Annotated in this window: 18 protein-coding genes and 1 tRNA gene; 8 read left to right on the top strand and 11 right to left on the bottom strand. The window is 71.1% G+C overall.

Translation table 11 applies throughout. From position 1 onward, the window contains the following. Positions 1-113: 113 nt before the first annotated feature. The 5 genes from ACWD26_RS11860 to ACWD26_RS11840 form a co-directional block, all read right to left on the bottom strand. The gene (locus tag ACWD26_RS11860) at positions 114-1,121 is read right to left on the bottom strand and encodes a tetratricopeptide repeat protein (RefSeq protein ID WP_451269134.1); all 1,008 of its coding nucleotides are present in this window, start codon (positions 1,119-1,121) and stop codon (positions 114-116) included. A 359-nt stretch (positions 1,122-1,480) separates the two neighbouring features. Next, entirely contained in the window at positions 1,481-1,870 is a 390-nt protein-coding gene (locus ACWD26_RS11855; RefSeq protein ID WP_451268795.1) for a roadblock/LC7 domain-containing protein, read from the bottom strand. A gap of 53 nt (positions 1,871-1,923) precedes the next feature. Then, a complete protein-coding gene (locus ACWD26_RS11850) occupies positions 1,924-2,634 on the bottom strand; it encodes a hypothetical protein (protein ID WP_451268793.1) in 711 nt (236 codons plus the stop codon). Then, positions 2,634-3,470: a DUF4388 domain-containing protein gene (locus ACWD26_RS11845; RefSeq protein WP_451268791.1), complete on the bottom strand. Its 837-nt coding sequence runs from the start codon at positions 3,468-3,470 to the stop codon at positions 2,634-2,636. Before ACWD26_RS11845 ends, ACWD26_RS11850 begins: the two co-directional genes overlap by 1 nt. Continuing rightward, positions 3,467-3,841, bottom strand: coding sequence for a hypothetical protein (locus tag ACWD26_RS11840; RefSeq protein WP_451268789.1), 375 nt, complete (start codon positions 3,839-3,841; stop codon positions 3,467-3,469). Before ACWD26_RS11840 ends, ACWD26_RS11845 begins: the two co-directional genes overlap by 4 nt. A 154-nt stretch (positions 3,842-3,995) precedes the next feature. Here ACWD26_RS11840 and ACWD26_RS11835 point away from each other — a divergent pair, with 154 nt between their 5' ends. Further along, complete coding sequence (locus ACWD26_RS11835) at positions 3,996-4,361, top strand: hypothetical protein (protein WP_319763817.1); 366 nt, start codon at positions 3,996-3,998, stop codon at positions 4,359-4,361. Between the two features lie 81 nt (positions 4,362-4,442). Here ACWD26_RS11835 and rsrA read toward each other — a convergent pair whose 3' ends face one another. The 4 genes from rsrA to ACWD26_RS11815 form a co-directional block, all read right to left on the bottom strand. After that, positions 4,443-4,754, bottom strand: a complete 312-nt coding sequence (gene rsrA / locus ACWD26_RS11830; RefSeq protein WP_451268787.1) for a mycothiol system anti-sigma-R factor — start codon at positions 4,752-4,754, stop codon at positions 4,443-4,445. Next, positions 4,751-5,422: an RNA polymerase sigma factor SigR gene (sigR, locus tag ACWD26_RS11825; RefSeq protein ID WP_451269132.1), complete on the bottom strand. Its 672-nt coding sequence runs from the start codon at positions 5,420-5,422 to the stop codon at positions 4,751-4,753. Before sigR ends, rsrA begins: the two co-directional genes overlap by 4 nt. Positions 5,423-5,689: 267 nt before the next feature. Beyond that, positions 5,690-6,352, bottom strand: coding sequence for an alpha/beta hydrolase family protein (locus ACWD26_RS11820; RefSeq protein ID WP_451268785.1), 663 nt, complete (start codon positions 6,350-6,352; stop codon positions 5,690-5,692). A gap of 1 nt (position 6,353) precedes the next feature. Continuing rightward, positions 6,354-7,169, bottom strand: a complete 816-nt coding sequence (locus tag ACWD26_RS11815; protein ID WP_451268783.1) for an SOS response-associated peptidase — start codon at positions 7,167-7,169, stop codon at positions 6,354-6,356. Positions 7,170-7,274: 105 nt separating this feature from the next. Here ACWD26_RS11815 and ACWD26_RS11810 point away from each other — a divergent pair, with 105 nt between their 5' ends. From ACWD26_RS11810 to ACWD26_RS11795, 4 genes are all read left to right on the top strand, one after another. Then, positions 7,275-7,997, top strand: coding sequence for a M50 family metallopeptidase (locus ACWD26_RS11810; protein ID WP_451268781.1), 723 nt, complete (start codon positions 7,275-7,277; stop codon positions 7,995-7,997). Between the two features lie 133 nt (positions 7,998-8,130). After that, positions 8,131-9,471, top strand: a complete 1,341-nt coding sequence (aroA, locus tag ACWD26_RS11805) for a 3-phosphoshikimate 1-carboxyvinyltransferase (RefSeq protein ID WP_451268779.1) — start codon at positions 8,131-8,133, stop codon at positions 9,469-9,471. A 16-nt stretch (positions 9,472-9,487) separates the two neighbouring features. After that, entirely contained in the window at positions 9,488-10,501 is a 1,014-nt protein-coding gene (gene rsgA / locus ACWD26_RS11800; protein ID WP_451268777.1) for a ribosome small subunit-dependent GTPase A, read from the top strand. Between the two features lie 119 nt (positions 10,502-10,620). Continuing rightward, entirely contained in the window at positions 10,621-10,944 is a 324-nt protein-coding gene (locus ACWD26_RS11795; protein ID WP_239757131.1) for a DMT family transporter, read from the top strand. A gap of 24 nt (positions 10,945-10,968) precedes the next feature. Here the strand turns inward: ACWD26_RS11795 and ACWD26_RS11790 are convergent, their stop codons facing one another. After that, positions 10,969-11,592, bottom strand: a complete 624-nt coding sequence (locus ACWD26_RS11790) for a TetR/AcrR family transcriptional regulator (protein WP_451269130.1) — start codon at positions 11,590-11,592, stop codon at positions 10,969-10,971. 352 nt (positions 11,593-11,944) lie between these two features. On the opposite strand from ACWD26_RS11790, the gene hisN reads away from it, so the two are divergent. The 3 genes from hisN to ACWD26_RS11775 all read left to right on the top strand — a co-directional run bounded on the left by hisN (position 11,945) and on the right by ACWD26_RS11775 (position 13,922). Beyond that, complete coding sequence (gene hisN / locus ACWD26_RS11785; protein ID WP_451268774.1) at positions 11,945-12,745, top strand: histidinol-phosphatase; 801 nt, start codon at positions 11,945-11,947, stop codon at positions 12,743-12,745. A 233-nt stretch (positions 12,746-12,978) separates the two neighbouring features. Then, a complete protein-coding gene (locus ACWD26_RS11780) occupies positions 12,979-13,371 on the top strand; it encodes a CBS domain-containing protein (protein ID WP_451268772.1) in 393 nt (130 codons plus the stop codon). A 134-nt stretch (positions 13,372-13,505) separates the two neighbouring features. After that, a complete protein-coding gene (locus ACWD26_RS11775) occupies positions 13,506-13,922 on the top strand; it encodes a Fur family transcriptional regulator (protein ID WP_451268770.1) in 417 nt (138 codons plus the stop codon). A gap of 126 nt (positions 13,923-14,048) precedes the next feature. On the opposite strand, the gene ACWD26_RS11770 is transcribed toward ACWD26_RS11775, so the two are convergent. Further along, positions 14,049-14,122: transfer RNA gene (locus ACWD26_RS11770), tRNA-Met, on the bottom strand. Positions 14,123-14,277 lie beyond the last annotated feature (155 nt).

Here is a 14,277-nt window from a genome sequence, read left to right as displayed (position 1 = left end):
GTTGTTGATACAGGGTACGGGGATCGCGCCCCCGAGGGGGCGCCCCCTAAGGAGCCCGGGGAACTGCGCGAGCAACCACGACGAACCCGCAGCCATTGACGGACCGCACGCCCCTAACAGACCTCTTCCAGATCCCGCCAGTCACGAGAATCCGGGCTGTCCGCGACCCACCCATCCAGCAACCCCCGCACCAGCGAAGCCGGCGCGGCCAACCCGCACTCCCGCTCGGGCGCCCACAGCTGCCCGTCCGTCACGTGCCCGAGCGGCCCGGGGTGCCCCGGCTCACTGTGGTCGTGCGGATCGAGATGCTCGCCGTCGCCCTCGTCCGAGGGCATCCGCGACTCCGAACACAGCCGGCACAGCAACCGCACCGACGAGGACCAGTCCTCCGCGGCGAACCCGGCGTCCGCCGCGAGCCGCTCCAGCGCGTCCCGGTCGGCCTCCGTCGCGGCCTCCAGCAGCACCACCCATGTGGGCACCGGTGACGGCGCCCACAGCTCGATCTCGTCGAACACCGGATAGGCGTGCCCCGCGGCCGTGGTCCGCTCGCCGTGCGGCACCCCGTCGTGCAGGACGACCTCGCCCCAGCGCCGCCCCGACGACGGCAGCGGAATGGAGAGCACCTCGATCCGGGCGGGGTCCAGCCGTCGCCCCCACACGACCTCGGCCTCACCCTCCGGCGAGAGCCGTACGGCCGCGCTGCCGAGGTCCATGCCAACCGGCTCCCCGGAGTCGCCGGGGCCACCCCCGGGCTTCGGCCGGGCCGCGCCCCCGGGCACCCGCAGCCCGTACGCCTGCCAGGCCCGGCGCGCCAGCGGCCAGTCCTGCAGGGCGGTCGCGGCGATGCCCACGTTCCACCAGTCGGGCGCCCCGGTCTCCCGGTCGAGCAGCGCCACGGCCCTCAGCCCGGCCGCCCGCGCCTGCTCCCAGTCGTGCCGGAACTTGTGCAGCAACGCGAGGTTGAACCAGGACTCGGACAGCCACGGCTCCAGGTCCGCGGCACGTGTCAACAGCGCGCCCGCGTCCTCGTACCGGCCGTCGCCGATGAGCGTGAACGCACGGTCGGTGGCCTGCCGCCAAGAGGCGGAGGGCCGATGCCGTCCCTTGCCGAAGATCCTCACGATTCCCGCCTGCCAGTTACGGTTCCCGCCTGCCAGTTCCATCGGAGTGGGCTGGCCGTCGCCCCCGGTACACCCTCTCCCTCGCATCCAACCACGGACGGATGGAGGGCCGCTCATTACCCATGGGTTACCCCACCACAGGCGCGGTCAGACAGTCTCTCGACAGCACCCTCGCGAGCGTTTCCGTCACCTCCGGGTGACAGACCCGCGCCGGTCCCGCCGCAGTGCCCGCAGCGCCCTGAGCGACCCTCCGGACCCTGCTGCCCCCGCCTGCTCCTCGTATGCACGCACATACCGCGAAATCCGACCGCCGGCACCGCGCAGGCGTTCGACGTGGGCGGGCCGCCGACGCCCCGGCTTCAGTGCGCCACGTCGGCCGCGAGCACCTTGTTGAGCTGCTCCACGGTCGCCGGCGACTCGCGCTGGAAGGCGGCGATGTCGAGGCCGTCGTCGCCCATGACGGTCAGGAGGGTGCGTTCGCCGACGGCCACGACGATGACGTGCCCGGCGCCGCACCGGACGACGACCTCGCGGAGCGCGCCGGCGCCGGACTGGTCGGCCATGCGGCGGCCGACGCCGAGGGTGGCGGCGGCGAGCGCGGCGATGGACTCGGGGTGCACCTTGTCGACGTCGGCGACGACGAGGAGCCCGTCCACAGTGGACAGGACGCTCTCGGAGACGCCCATCACCCGATCACGCAACGAGGCCAGGATGCCGGTCAGCGATTCGGTCGATGCGTGTGCGGTCATGGGCACGTGCTCCTTGGTCCAGACGTCTGCGGTGGGGAGGGGGTCCGAGCGGCTCAGTCGGACAGGCGCCGGTCGGACTCGGGGAGAGCCCGCAGGCCGCGACGGACGCGCCGCAGCATTTCGACGGAGGGTTGGTCGGCGAGCAGTTCCTCGGCCGACAGCAGGGACAGGGGCGGGAACGGGGGCGGCACGTCCGGGATGCCCGACGCGTCGCCCCCGGCGTTTCCGGGAGCCGGCGCCGCGCCCCGCACGGGTAACGGCGGCCGTCCCCCAGCCGCGCCACCGGGGTCGGCGGACGACGACGTTTCTGCGGCCGTATCAGCCGTATCACCGGGTTCGGCGGACGACGACGATTTCGCGGCCGTACCACCGCGTTCGGCGGACGACGGCCGTTCTACGGGGCCACCGCGGTCGGCGGACGTCGACGGTTCCGCGGCCGTACCACCGGGTTCGGCGGACGACGGTCGTGTTTCGGCCACGTCGCCGGAAGCGGAGGACGGGGTGGCCGCACCGGACGCGGTGGACGGAACGGACGGGATGGACGAGGTGGATGGGGTGGACGGCGGATGTTCGACCGCCGTACCACCGGACTCGGCGGTCGACGGTCCTGCCACGGTCGTGGGGACGGGTGCGGCGGGCGGCGGGGCTTCGGCGGGCGGGGCCGGGCGGTCGTCCGCGGCTGCCGGCGGGATCGAACGCCGTCTGAGGCGGGCGGCCTTGCTGCGGATGCGGCGCTTGCGGGCCGGGTCTTTGTGGGGGCTCACTACCCGCCCTTTCCTCCGAGGTCTCCCGTGGGAGAACCTCCACCGGGCCTGCGTCTGGGCAGGGGACCGGCTCTCGGTGACGGTTCTTCGGATGGCGACGGCCCCGGCGGGACGCGGAGGGCGGTGCTGGGCCGGCTGTCGGGCGGGGTCCCGGTCTCCCATCGGACGGCCTGGAGCGATTCCAGGCGGATGAGGTCCAGCATCACCGCGTAGAGCCCGCGTCCCCGGGTGAAGGCGAGGTCACGCGGCGTACGACGGCCGTTGACGCTCTCCACGAGGTCCCGGTGGCGTCGGGTCAGCCGGCCGTCGGATTCCGGGGTGCCGCGGCCTCCGACCGGTTCGGGCCGCACACGGGCCAGCTCGCCCGCGGGGCCCCACAGCCGGGACAGCAGCGCCATGCGCCGGGTGGTCTCCTCGGCCAGCGGGCGCGGTTCGACGCCGGGCCGGGCGAGGAGTGTGGGTTGCCGCTCGGCCAGCTCCCAGCCGCCGGGCGGGCTGAGCGCCATCGCGAAGGCCCCGTCGAACACGGCCGCCGTGCAGACGACCTCCAACTCGGCGGCGCCGATCAGACCGGCGGCCGCCAGGTGTGAGCCGAGCCGGTCGGCGTCGGGCTCCGCCGCGCAGGCCGCCAGCCAGGCGTCGTCGTCGATGCGGCCCGAGGAGAGCAGCGCGGACGTCGCGGTCGGCGCACCCGGTGTCTCGATCGCGCCGATCAGGCCGTCCCGCAGATGAATCGTGCCACCCGGGGAGCCGGAGACCCGGACCGTGCCGGTGTAGCCCTCCTGGTGCAGTGCCTGCAGGAGCGCGGGTACGTTGCGCGCCGAGGGAGTCTTCACGCCAGCACCTCTCGCGCCCGGTCACCGAGGCTGCGCAGTGCCAGGGCCACGTTCGCCCGGTCCCGGTCGAGCCCCGCCGCCAGCAGCAGCGGGTCGCCGGCCGACCGGTCCACGGAGAGCAGCACCTGATGGCGTCGTCTGCTGGTCATGACCACGCTTTCCAACTCCCCCTCGGCCCCCGCCGCGCCGAGCCGCTCGGAGATGAGGGTGGCGAGATCGGAGCACTCGGTCCCGGTCCCCGCCTGGGCGACGTCGCCCGCCGCCGCGTAGGTGAGACCGGTGACCGCGTCGATCAGCGCGACGCCGGTGACGCCGGGGGACTCGAGAAGCCGGTCCAGGGAGGCCTGGAGCGCTGTCACTCGTTCCCCCATTCGCCCTCCACGTCCACGCGCCGCGCAGTACTTTGAACGCCAACTTCCATAACACACAACAAAGTTGATGTTTGTGACCGCTGGGTCACTCGCGTTCGATCGTAGTTGGCCGGACAGTGACCGGTCAGCAGCACTGAGGAATTGGGGCAGCAATATGAACATCGAGACCGCGCTCAAGGAAGCCATGGCCCTCGACGGCGCGATCGGCGTCGCGCTGGTCGACTACGAGAGCGGTATGTCGCTCGGCACCCTCGGCGGCGGGCAGCACCTCGACCTGGAGCTCGCGGCGGCCGGGAACACCGAGGTGGTGCGCTCCAAGATGCGCACGCTGGCCTCGCTGGACATGAACGACGTGATCGAGGACATCCTGATCACGCTGGGCCGGCAGTACCACCTGATCCGCCCGCTGACCAGCAGCAAGGGGTCGCTCTTCCTCTACCTGGCGCTGGACCGCTCCCGCAGCAACCTGGCACTGGCCCGGCACGGCCTGAAGCGCATCGAGAACGGCCTCGAGGTCTGAGCCCGCTGCGCCACCGCTCCGCACACGACTGAGCCCGTTCCGGGGACGGCCACACAGCCGCCCCCGGAACGGGCTCAGAACTCAGCTCTCCTGCGGCGTGACCGGCGAGGCCGTCACATCATGCTCGGGAACGGTCTGTCCCGACCGGATCAGATCGATTCGGCCCATCACCTTGGCCCGCAGATCGGTGGGCACGTCGTCCTGCCCGCAGCACCGCTTGACCAGCTTCTTGACGGCCTGTTCGAGCCCGTACTTCTCCAGGCAGGGCGAGCACTCCTCGAAGTGGTGCTCGAACTTGGTGCAGTCGGCGTCGGGCATCTCACGGTCGAGGAACTCGTAGAGATGATCGAGGATTTCGCCGCAATCCGTCTCGTGCGGCTCTCCGCAGCTCATGAGCCCGAGCCTTTCGCTTCGTTCGACTCTCCGACACCGGCCGGGACCAGCCCACGATCACGGGCGTAGTCCTCCAGCATGCCGCGCAGTTGACGGCGACCCCGGTGCAGCCGGGACATCACCGTACCGATGGGTGTCCCCATGATGTCGGCGATCTCCTTGTACGCAAAGCCCTCGACATCCGCGAGATAGACGGCGATGCGGAATTCCTCGGGGATCGCCTGCAGCGCTTCCTTCACGTCCGAGTCGGGCAGATGATCGAGCGCCTGCGACTCGGCGGAACGCAGACCCGTCGACATGTGCGACTCGGCGCGCGCCAGCTGCCAGTCCTCGATCTCCTCGGCCGCGGAGCGCTGGGGTTCGCGCTGCTTCTTGCGGTACGAGTTGATGAAGGTGTTCGTGAGGATGCGGTACAGCCAGGCCTTCAGGTTGGTGCCCTCACGGAACTGGTGGAAGGACGCGTACGCCTTCGCGTACGTCTCCTGCACCAGGTCCTCGGCGTCGGCCGGGTTGCGCGTCATGCGCAGCGCCGCCGAGTACATCTGATCGAGGAATTCCAGAGCGTCCCGCTCGAAACGGGCGCTGCGCTCCGCGGCGGTCTCGGTGCCCTCGGGCTGCTCCGCCTGGCCCCGTTCGGTCCCTGCGTCGGTCCCAGTGACCGGACCCACCTCCTCCAGCGTCTGTGCGGCACCGAAACCGGTACCACCAGAATCGGAGGATAGACGACGATCCCTGCCCGCCGCCGCCCGAATAGGGCCGCTCTTGGCCGCGTGCAGCACCGTCCAGTCCAGGTCAGCGCGGCTGCTGCGGCTCGGGCAAACGGTCGAACCCATGCGGCGGACTCCCTCTCCTACAACGGTCAGCACGGTTCTCGCGCTGTCTGATCCGCACAACAGAGGTCCGCCGCCCGACATTCCCGCGCGCGGCCCGTCCCGTCATCCGAGTGACGCGATCCACTCCACGACACCGTCGGTGATCACCTTCAGCGCCTCCTCCTGCCCGAGGGGCGCCCGCTTCGGCACGGCGAACCCGTGATCGCCGTACGGCACCTCCACGAGCCGGTACGAGCCCGCCGATCCGCCCGGCCCCGCCCAGAACTCCTCCGGGCGCCCGAACGGGTCGTTCCCGCCCTGCACGACGAGCGTGGGCACCCCGGCGCCGAGCAGCTCGTCGGCCCGGGACTTCTCCGGCTTGCCCGGCGGATGCAGCGGAAAGCTCAGCGCGAGTACGGCCGCCGCGCCGAGCTCCGTCGCCGTACGGCAGGCCACCCGGGCCCCGGCGCTGCGCCCGCCCGCGATCACCGGCAGCCCCGGCTTCGCCAGCGCCGGCCACACCCCCCGCCACCCCATGTCCAGCGTCTTCGGCGCGGGCGCGAGCTTCTTCCCGGCCACCCGCCACGGCTGCTCCACCAGGGCTACGGTCACCCGGTGCGCGGGGAGGACGGCGGCGAGGGCCTGGAGGTCACGCGCCTCGATCCCGCCACCGGCCCCGTGACCGACGGCGAGGACGACGCTCGGCTTCCCGGCGCCGTACCAGGTGACGCGGGCCGTACCGGCCTCGGTGTCGATGTCTTCTGTCGCTGTCTTGATCTCGGTCACGTCAGAAGAGTGTGCCCTCCTCGGGGCCCTCCAGCTCCTTCAGCAGCTCCGGGCTGTTGTTGCGGACGTTGCTGACGGCCGTGGAGACGGGGTAGGCGCGCATCAGCCCGGCGGGCGGCGGCTCCAGCAGCCCACGCAGGTCGTCGAGGTCCGTGCGGGCCGGATCGAGCCAGCTGTCCCACCGGTCGGGCGTGAGCATCAGCGGCATCCGGGGGTGGATCTCGGCCAACGTGTGCGGGCCGTCCTCCGGGGCGACGGCCAGCGGGGTCGTCTCGGCCTCCGTCGTGATCACCGAGCAGGTGACCCACCAGGCCTGCGGGTGGTCGTCCGGCAGCGTCTTGTCCCGCCAGAACTCGTACAGCCCGGCCATCGCGAAGACGGACCCGTCGGCCGGGAGCACGAAGTACGGCTGCTTCCGGGGCCGCTTCTTCTTCCCCTCGACCTCCAGCTCCCGCTCCCCCTTGGCGGTGACCCACTCGAAGTAGCCGTCGGCGGGCAGGATGCAGCGCCGGGTGGTGAAGGCACGGCGGTACGACGGCTTCTCGTGCACGGTCTCCGCGCGGGCGTTGATCATCCGGGCGGCACCCTCGGGGTTCTTGGACCAGGACGGCACCAGCCCCCACTTCAGCTTGCGCAGCTGGCGAACCGGCTTCCTGTCGTCGGCGTCCTTCAGAGGGCGGTCGAGAACCGCGTAGACCTCCTTGGTGGGAGCCACGTTGTAATCGGGCTCCAGAGTCTCCTCCGGCTCCCACTTCTCGATCTCAAAGATTCCTGCGAGATCCTCGGGCCTACGACTCGACGCATACCGTCCGCACATAAGTGCCACACTGCCAGGCCCACCCGTCTCCCGACCACCACCCCCCAACGACGGCGCTACGCGCCAGCCCCTGTCGATCGCCACCCCGAGGAGCCACCGCAGAACATGGAAAGCACCGCAGCCACCTCGCTGGCCAGCCTGTGGGACGAAGTCTTCGGCACCCAGCCCGACCCTGACATCTGGGTCGTCATAGCCACCGCGGTCGCCGCGCTCGCGGCGATCGTCCCGCACGGCGTCTGGCGGCTCTCGCGCAACGCCATCACCATCGCGCACGAGGGCGGACACGGCCTGGTCGCGCTGCTCACCGGCCGCACCCTGACCGGCATCCGGCTGCACTCCGACACCAGCGGCCTCACGGTCAGCCGGGGCAAGCCCACCGGCCTCGGCATGATCCTCACCGCCGCGGCCGGCTACACCGCTCCCCCGCTCCTCGGCCTCGGCGGCGCCGCCCTCCTCGGCTCCGGCCGCATCACGCTGCTCCTCTGGCTCGCCACGATCCTGCTGGTCGCCATGCTGATCATGATCCGCAACGCCTACGGCGCCCTCACGGTCGTCCTCACCGGCGGCACCTTCGTGGTCGTCTCCTGGCTCGCGGGCCCCCAGGTCCAGGCCGCCTTCGCTTATGCGGTCGTCTGGTTCCTCCTGCTGGGCGGTGTACGCCCCGCCTTCGAACTCCAGTCCAAGCGCCGCCGAGGAGGCGCCGGCGACTCGGACGCCGATCAGCTCTCCCGCCTGACCCACCTGCCGGCGACGGTATGGCTGGTGATGTTCCACGTGGTGTCGCTCTGCGCCCTGATGGGTGGTGGAAGGTGGCTCCTGGGGCTGTGACACGCTGTGACGCAGCCCCGCAGGGGCACATCCCAGGGGCGCGGGGAACTGCGCGAGAAGCCCCACCGACCCCAAGGGCGCCCACGGCGATCACGAGGCACCCCCTTGGGCGAACCCCTACTAAAGTGGCCGCATGGCCCTGAACGCACAGCCCGCCCTTTGGCCCGCCCCCTACGCGAGCGGAGCCGTCGACGCGACGGTCCACGTCCCGGGGTCCAAGTCGGTCACCAACCGCGCCCTCGTCCTCGCCGCCCTCGCGAGCGAGCCCGGCTGGCTGCGGCGCCCCCTCCGCTCCCGCGACACCCTGCTGATGGCGGCCGCGTTGCGCGCGATGGGCGTCGGTATCGAGGAGACCGTCTCGTCCAGCTCTTCGGTCGCGGGCGGCTCCGAGGCCTCGGGCGAGGCCTGGCGCGTCCTGCCCACCGGCCTGCACGGCCCGGCCACCGTCGACGTCGGCAACGCCGGCACGGTCATGCGCTTCCTCCCCCCGGTCGCCGCCCTCGCCGACGGCCCCATCCGCTTCGACGGCGACCCCCGCTCGTACGAGCGTCCCCTGAACGGCGTGATCGACGCCCTGCGCGTCCTCGGCGCCCGGATCGACGACGACGGCCGCGGCGCGCTCCCGCTGACGGTTCACGGCAGCGGCGCCCTGGACGGCGGCCCGGTGGCGATCGACGCGTCCTCGTCCTCGCAGTTCGTGTCGGCGCTCCTGCTGTCCGCCCCGCGCTTCAACCAGGGCGTCGAGGTCCGTCACATCGGCTCGACGCTCCCGTCCATGCCCCACATCCGGATGACCGTGGACATGCTGCGCTCGGTCGGCGCCCAGGTGGACACCCCGGAGTCGGGCGGCGAGCCGAACGTGTGGCGGGTGACGCCGGGCGCGCTGCTCGGCCGCGACCTGACGATCGAGCCGGACCTGTCCAACGCCCAGCCGTTCCTGGCGGCGGCCCTGGTGACCGGCGGCAAGGTCGTCATCCCCGACTGGCCCGCGCGCACCACGCAGCCGGGTGACCAGCTCCGCGAGATCTTCACGGAGATGGGCGGCACCTGCGAACTGACCGAATACGGGCTGGTGTTCACCGGTTCGGGCGCGATCCACGGCATCGACGTGGACCTGAGCGAGGTCGGCGAGCTGACCCCGGGCATCGCGGCGGTCGCCGCTCTCGCCGACTCCCCCTCGACCCTGCGGGGCGTCGCCCACCTCCGTCTGCACGAGACGGACCGCCTGGCCGCGCTCACCAAGGAGATCAACGAACTCGGCGGCGATGTCACCGAGACCGCCGACGGCCTCCACATCCGCCCGCGTCCCCTGCACGGCGGTGTCTTCCACACCTACGACGACCACCGCATGGCCACCGCCGGTGCGATCATCGGCCTGGCCGTGGAGGGCGTACGCATCGAGAACGTGGCGACGACGGCCAAGACCCTGCCGGACTTCCCCGACATGTGGGCCGGGATGCTCGGGAAGAACTGACGGGCGGACCGGGATCATGCGCCGTTACGGCAAGCACACCGACGAGGACGACATCCGCAGCCGCCCGAACCGCAAGGGCAACCGTCCCCGTACGAACATCCGTCCGAAGCACGAGGACGCCGCCGAGGGCATGGTCCTCACCGTCGACCGGGGCCGGCTGACCTGCCTCGTCGAGGACCGCGTCGTCTTCGCGATGAAGGCCCGCGAACTGGGCCGCAAGGCCGCGGTCGTCGGCGACACCGTCGCCATCGTCGGCGATCTCTCCGGCAAGAAGGACACCCTCGCCCGGATCGTGCGCATCGCCGACCGCACGTCGGTGCTGCGCCGCACGGCGGACGACGACGACCCGTACGAGCGCGTCGTCGTCGCCAACGCCGACCAGCTCGCCGTCGTCACGGCTCTCGCAGACCCCGAACCCCGCCCCCGCCTGATCGACCGCTGCCTGGTGGCGGCCTACGACGGCGGCCTGGATCCCCTCCTCGTGCTCACCAAGTCGGACCTTGCCTCCCCCGACAAACTCCTGGAGCTGTACGGCGACATCGACATCCCGTACGTCGTGACGAGCCGCGAGGAACTGGAGACGGGCGGCGCCGCCGACCGCGTACGCGAACACCTCGCCGGCAAGGTCACGGCCTTCGTGGGCCACTCGGGCGTCGGCAAGACGACCTTGGTGAACGCCCTGGTCCCGGAGGACCGCCGCCGTACGACGGGCCACGTCAACGCGGTGACGGGCCGGGGCAGGCACACCACGACCTCGGCACTCGCCCTCCCCCTCGCGGACTCGGACGGCGGCTGGGTCGTGGACACCCCCGGCGTACGCTCCTTCGGCCTCGCCCACATCGACCCGTCCCGGGTCATCAACGCCTTCCCCGACCTGGTGCCGGGCACCGAGGGCTGTCCGCGTGCGTGCAGTCACGACGAGCAGGACTGCGCGCTGGACCAGTGGGTGGCGGACGGTCACGCGGACCCGGCCCGCCTTTACTCCCTGCGCAGGCTCCTCGCGACGCGCGAACGGCGGGAAGGCGACTGACCTCCGCGTTGTTTGCGACCCTCTCCACCCGGTAAGTGCATAATCGCACCAAGTCTGATCCAGACCAGACGAGATCACACGAAGCGGTCACGGAGCGTGGGGACACGGGAGGGCGAGACATGGCGTGGCTGCTGGTTGTCGTGGCGGGACTGCTGGAGACCGGGTTCGCCGTCTGTCTGAAGCTCTCACACGGGTTCACGAGACTCTGGCCGACGGTCGCCTTCTGCGTTTTCGCGCTCGGCAGCTTCGGCCTGTTGACCCTTTCCCTGAAGAAGCTCGACGTCGGCCCCGCCTACGCCGTCTGGACGGGCATCGGCGCGGCCGGCACCGCGATCTACGGGATGATCTTCCTCGGTGACATCGTCTCGACCCTGAAGATCGTCTCCATCACCTTGGTGATCGTGGGGGTCGTGGGACTCCAACTGTCGGGTTCCGCGCACTAGTTCGCTCTGGATCCCGCCCCCTGGCTATGGCTGGCCGAGGGATCGGCTGAACTGGCGGGGCAACGCGGTCCGCACGAGGTCCGTGACCCCGCCCTCGCCCGGGGGCGCCGCCACACAGGACAGGGCGAGGCGTACGGCGAGTTCGCAGGAACGGGCCAGCTCCACGGTGTCCGTCTTGGGGGTGCCGGGTGCGGACAGCACGGCGACGGCCCGCTCGCGCACCAGGGCCACGAAGTCGGCGGGCGCGGGCAGCGGCCCGTCCGCGCGGCGCTGCGCGGGCACCGCGGAGGACGAGGGCACCGCCGTGAGGGTCGGAGAGGGCAGGCGCTCGCTCCAGCAGCCGGTGAGCATGGCCCGAATCAGCGCGTTGTTGCGGGAGGCCGCCACGGTCCACTCGGCGGTCGCGGCCAGCCGGTCCCGGGGGTCCGCCGGGGTGGCCAGCGCCCGCTCGACACCGGCGAGATAGCCGTCCGCTTCCCTCCGGACCAGGGCCCTGGCGAGACCGTCCTTGCTGCCGAACTCGTTGTACAGCGTCTGACGTGACACTCCGGCCACCGCCGCCACATCCACCATGCGCACGGCGGACCACGGTCGGCGCACCAGCGCCGTGTAAGCGGCGTCCAACAAAGATTCCCGCGCTGCAGGCATCATCGCCTCCCTAAAAGCGAGCGGGCGGCTCTGGCCCTCAGATTTGACGCGCATCAAGTCACTGTCAAGGGTTCGCGGCGGCCCCTGGGGGCGCACATCGGCCAACGTGCGCGGCACGCTCCGCCGAAGCCTTGGGTATCGCACCACCACCCGTACCCAGCTGCGAGGGGGCAAGTCCCCTGGCCTGCCATAGTTGGGGCAGTCGTGCCGCTGGGGCGGCACGGGTGGGCGCAGGCGGCACCCGGCAAGCGCCGGTGAGCGAAACCCCGGCCCGCCTGCAGCACCCCTGGGCGCCCCACCTACCCCGGCCCCCTGTAGCCCCGCACCGACCTCGACAGATACCGTTCGCAACATGGCCGACTACCTCGACGACCTCCGCTTCGCCCACGTCCTCGCGGACGCCGCCGACGCCACCACCATGTCCCGCTTCAAGGCCCTCGACCTGAAGGTCGAGACGAAGCCGGACATGACCCCGGTGAGCGAGGCCGACAAGGCCGCCGAGGAACTGATCCGCGGCCAGCTCCAGCGCGCCCGCCCCCGAGACGCGATCCTCGGCGAGGAGTACGGCGTCGAGGGCACCGGCCCCCGCCGCTGGGTCGTCGACCCGATCGACGGCACCAAGAACTACGTCCGGGGTGTCCCCGTCTGGGCCACCCTGATCTCCCTCATGGAGGCCGGCGAGGGCGGCTACCAGCCTGTCGTCGGCGTCGTCTCCGCCCCCGCGCTCGGCCGCCGCTGGTGGGCCGCGAAGGGCCACGGCGCCTTCACCGGCCGCAGCCTCAGCTCCGCCTCCCGCCTGCACGTCTCCCGCGTCGCCGAGTTGTCGGACGCCTCCTTCGCGTACTCCTCCCTCGGTGGTTGGGAGGACCGCGGCCACCTCAACGGCTTCCTGGACCTGACCCGCGAGGTGTGGCGCACGCGCGCGTACGGCGACTTCTGGCCGTACATGATGGTCGCCGAGGGCTCCGTGGACATCTGCGCCGAACCCGAGCTGTCCCTCTGGGACATGGCCGCCAACGCGATCATCGTCACCGAGGCGGGTGGCAGCTTCACCGGCCTCGACGGCCGCCCCGGCCCGCACAGCGGCAACGCGGCAGCCTCGAACGGCCTGCTCCACGACGAGTTGCTCGGATACCTGAACGAGCGTTACTGAACCTGAACCGGCGTCCACCGAACCGACCCTGTCGGCTTCCGACGAAGCGCACGGGCCCAGAGTGATCCCGGGGCGCCCCGAACTGCCCACGCACGCCCTCTTGTTGACCTCCGCTTTGCCTGCCACATTGAGAGTCCCCCCACTTGTGAACTTGTGCAGTGCTCAACAGGCGCATTCGGCGCCGGAGCCCGAACTGCCGGTCACGGGGGTTCCCTAGGAGGTGGCTGAACTCCATGCTCGTCCGCGACGCCATGAGCACAGTGGTCCTCACCATCGGCCCCGATCACACCCTCCGTCAGGCCGCCGCATTGATGTCGGCCCGCCGGATCGGTGCCGCCGTGGTCCTCGACCCGGACGCCGGCGGACTCGGCATCCTGACCGAACGCGACGTCCTCAACTCCGTAGGCCTCGGCCAGAGCCCCGACACCGAGCGGGCGCACGCCCACACCACCACCGACGTCGTGTTCGCCACGCCGTCCTGGACCTTGGAGGAGGCGGCCCGCGCCATGACCCATGGCGGCTTCCGCCATCTGATCGTCCTCGACGAGGGCACCGCCATAGGCATCGTCTCGGTCCGCGACATCATCCGCTGCTGGACCCCGGCCCGACAGCACGCGACGGCATAGACCCGCTCCCCGCGCCGGGATCTCCCAGAAGATCCCGGCGCCCGCCCCTCACATTGGACAGAATCCAATTCAAGTCAAGCTCCAAAGTCACACCTGTTCGGGATCTGTTTCGCTTTGCTGTTAGGCTGACCGGTATGAGTGACCTTCTGGAGCGGCTGCGCGGACGCGGATGGCGTATGACCGCGCAGCGGCGTGTCGTGGCCGAGGTCCTCGACGGCGAACACGTCCATCTGACGGCCGACGAGGTGCACGCGCGCGCTGTCGCCAAGCTGCCCGAAATCTCCCGGGCGACCGTCTACAACACCCTGGGTGAGCTGGTCTCGCTCGGTGAGGTGCTGGAGGTCGCCACGGACAAGCGGGCCAAGCGGTACGACCCCAACGCGCACCGCCCGCACCACCACCTGGTCTGCGCCCAGTGCGGCACCATCCGCGACGTCCACCCCACCGGCAACCCCCTCGCCGACCTCCCCTCCTCCGAGCGCTTCGGCTTCACGGTCTCGGACGTAGAGGTCACCTACCGAGGCGTCTGCCCGAACTGCACGAAGGCATAGCCCGCCCCCGACGCGACGACAGCCCCCGGCGACCGAACCGCCGGGGGCTTTCCCGTGACCACTTTCCGCCAAGCGAACACACCGAGGGCCCGGAACCTTGATCGGTTCCGGGCCCTCGGCATTCAGTAGCGGGGACAGGATTTGAACCTGCGACCTCTGGGTTATGAGCCCAGCGAGCTACCGAGCTGCTCCACCCCGCGTCGATGAACAGAACACTACGTCACCCCCACCGACCAGAGCAAATCCATTAAGACCCAGCCCTGACCAGCTGGGACAGGCAGCCATGCCTTACGGCCTGGCGCCGTCCCCAGCCGCGGCAGTCGCACCGCTGGGGCGATCGGGACACGCGCCCTCA

The sequence above is a fragment of the Streptomyces sp. NPDC002787 genome (assembly GCF_053592095.1).
This window is presented reverse-complemented; position numbering and strand designations above follow the sequence as displayed.

Excerpts from the sequence above, each read along its gene's own strand:
- hisN (WP_451268774.1), top strand. The coding sequence starts at position 11,945 with ATGGCCGACTACCTCGACGACCTCCGCTTCGCCCACGTCCTCGCGGAC.
- ACWD26_RS11795 (WP_239757131.1), top strand. The coding sequence starts at position 10,621 with ATGGCGTGGCTGCTGGTTGTCGTGGCGGGACTGCTGGAGACCGGGTTC.
- rsgA (WP_451268777.1), top strand. The coding sequence starts at position 9,488 with ATGCGCCGTTACGGCAAGCACACCGACGAGGACGACATCCGCAGCCGC.
- ACWD26_RS11790 (WP_451269130.1), bottom strand. The coding sequence starts at position 11,592 with ATGCCTGCAGCGCGGGAATCTTTGTTGGACGCCGCTTACACGGCGCTG.
- ACWD26_RS11775 (WP_451268770.1), top strand. The coding sequence starts at position 13,506 with ATGAGTGACCTTCTGGAGCGGCTGCGCGGACGCGGATGGCGTATGACC.
- ACWD26_RS11835 (WP_319763817.1), top strand. The coding sequence starts at position 3,996 with ATGAACATCGAGACCGCGCTCAAGGAAGCCATGGCCCTCGACGGCGCG.
- ACWD26_RS11840 (WP_451268789.1), bottom strand. The coding sequence starts at position 3,841 with ATGGGGGAACGAGTGACAGCGCTCCAGGCCTCCCTGGACCGGCTTCTC.
- ACWD26_RS11780 (WP_451268772.1), top strand. The coding sequence starts at position 12,979 with ATGCTCGTCCGCGACGCCATGAGCACAGTGGTCCTCACCATCGGCCCC.
- rsrA (WP_451268787.1), bottom strand. The coding sequence starts at position 4,754 with ATGAGCTGCGGAGAGCCGCACGAGACGGATTGCGGCGAAATCCTCGAT.
- ACWD26_RS11855 (WP_451268795.1), bottom strand. The coding sequence starts at position 1,870 with ATGACCGCACACGCATCGACCGAATCGCTGACCGGCATCCTGGCCTCG.
- ACWD26_RS11810 (WP_451268781.1), top strand. The coding sequence starts at position 7,275 with ATGGAAAGCACCGCAGCCACCTCGCTGGCCAGCCTGTGGGACGAAGTC.
- ACWD26_RS11815 (WP_451268783.1), bottom strand. The coding sequence starts at position 7,169 with ATGTGCGGACGGTATGCGTCGAGTCGTAGGCCCGAGGATCTCGCAGGA.
- aroA (WP_451268779.1), top strand. The coding sequence starts at position 8,131 with ATGGCCCTGAACGCACAGCCCGCCCTTTGGCCCGCCCCCTACGCGAGC.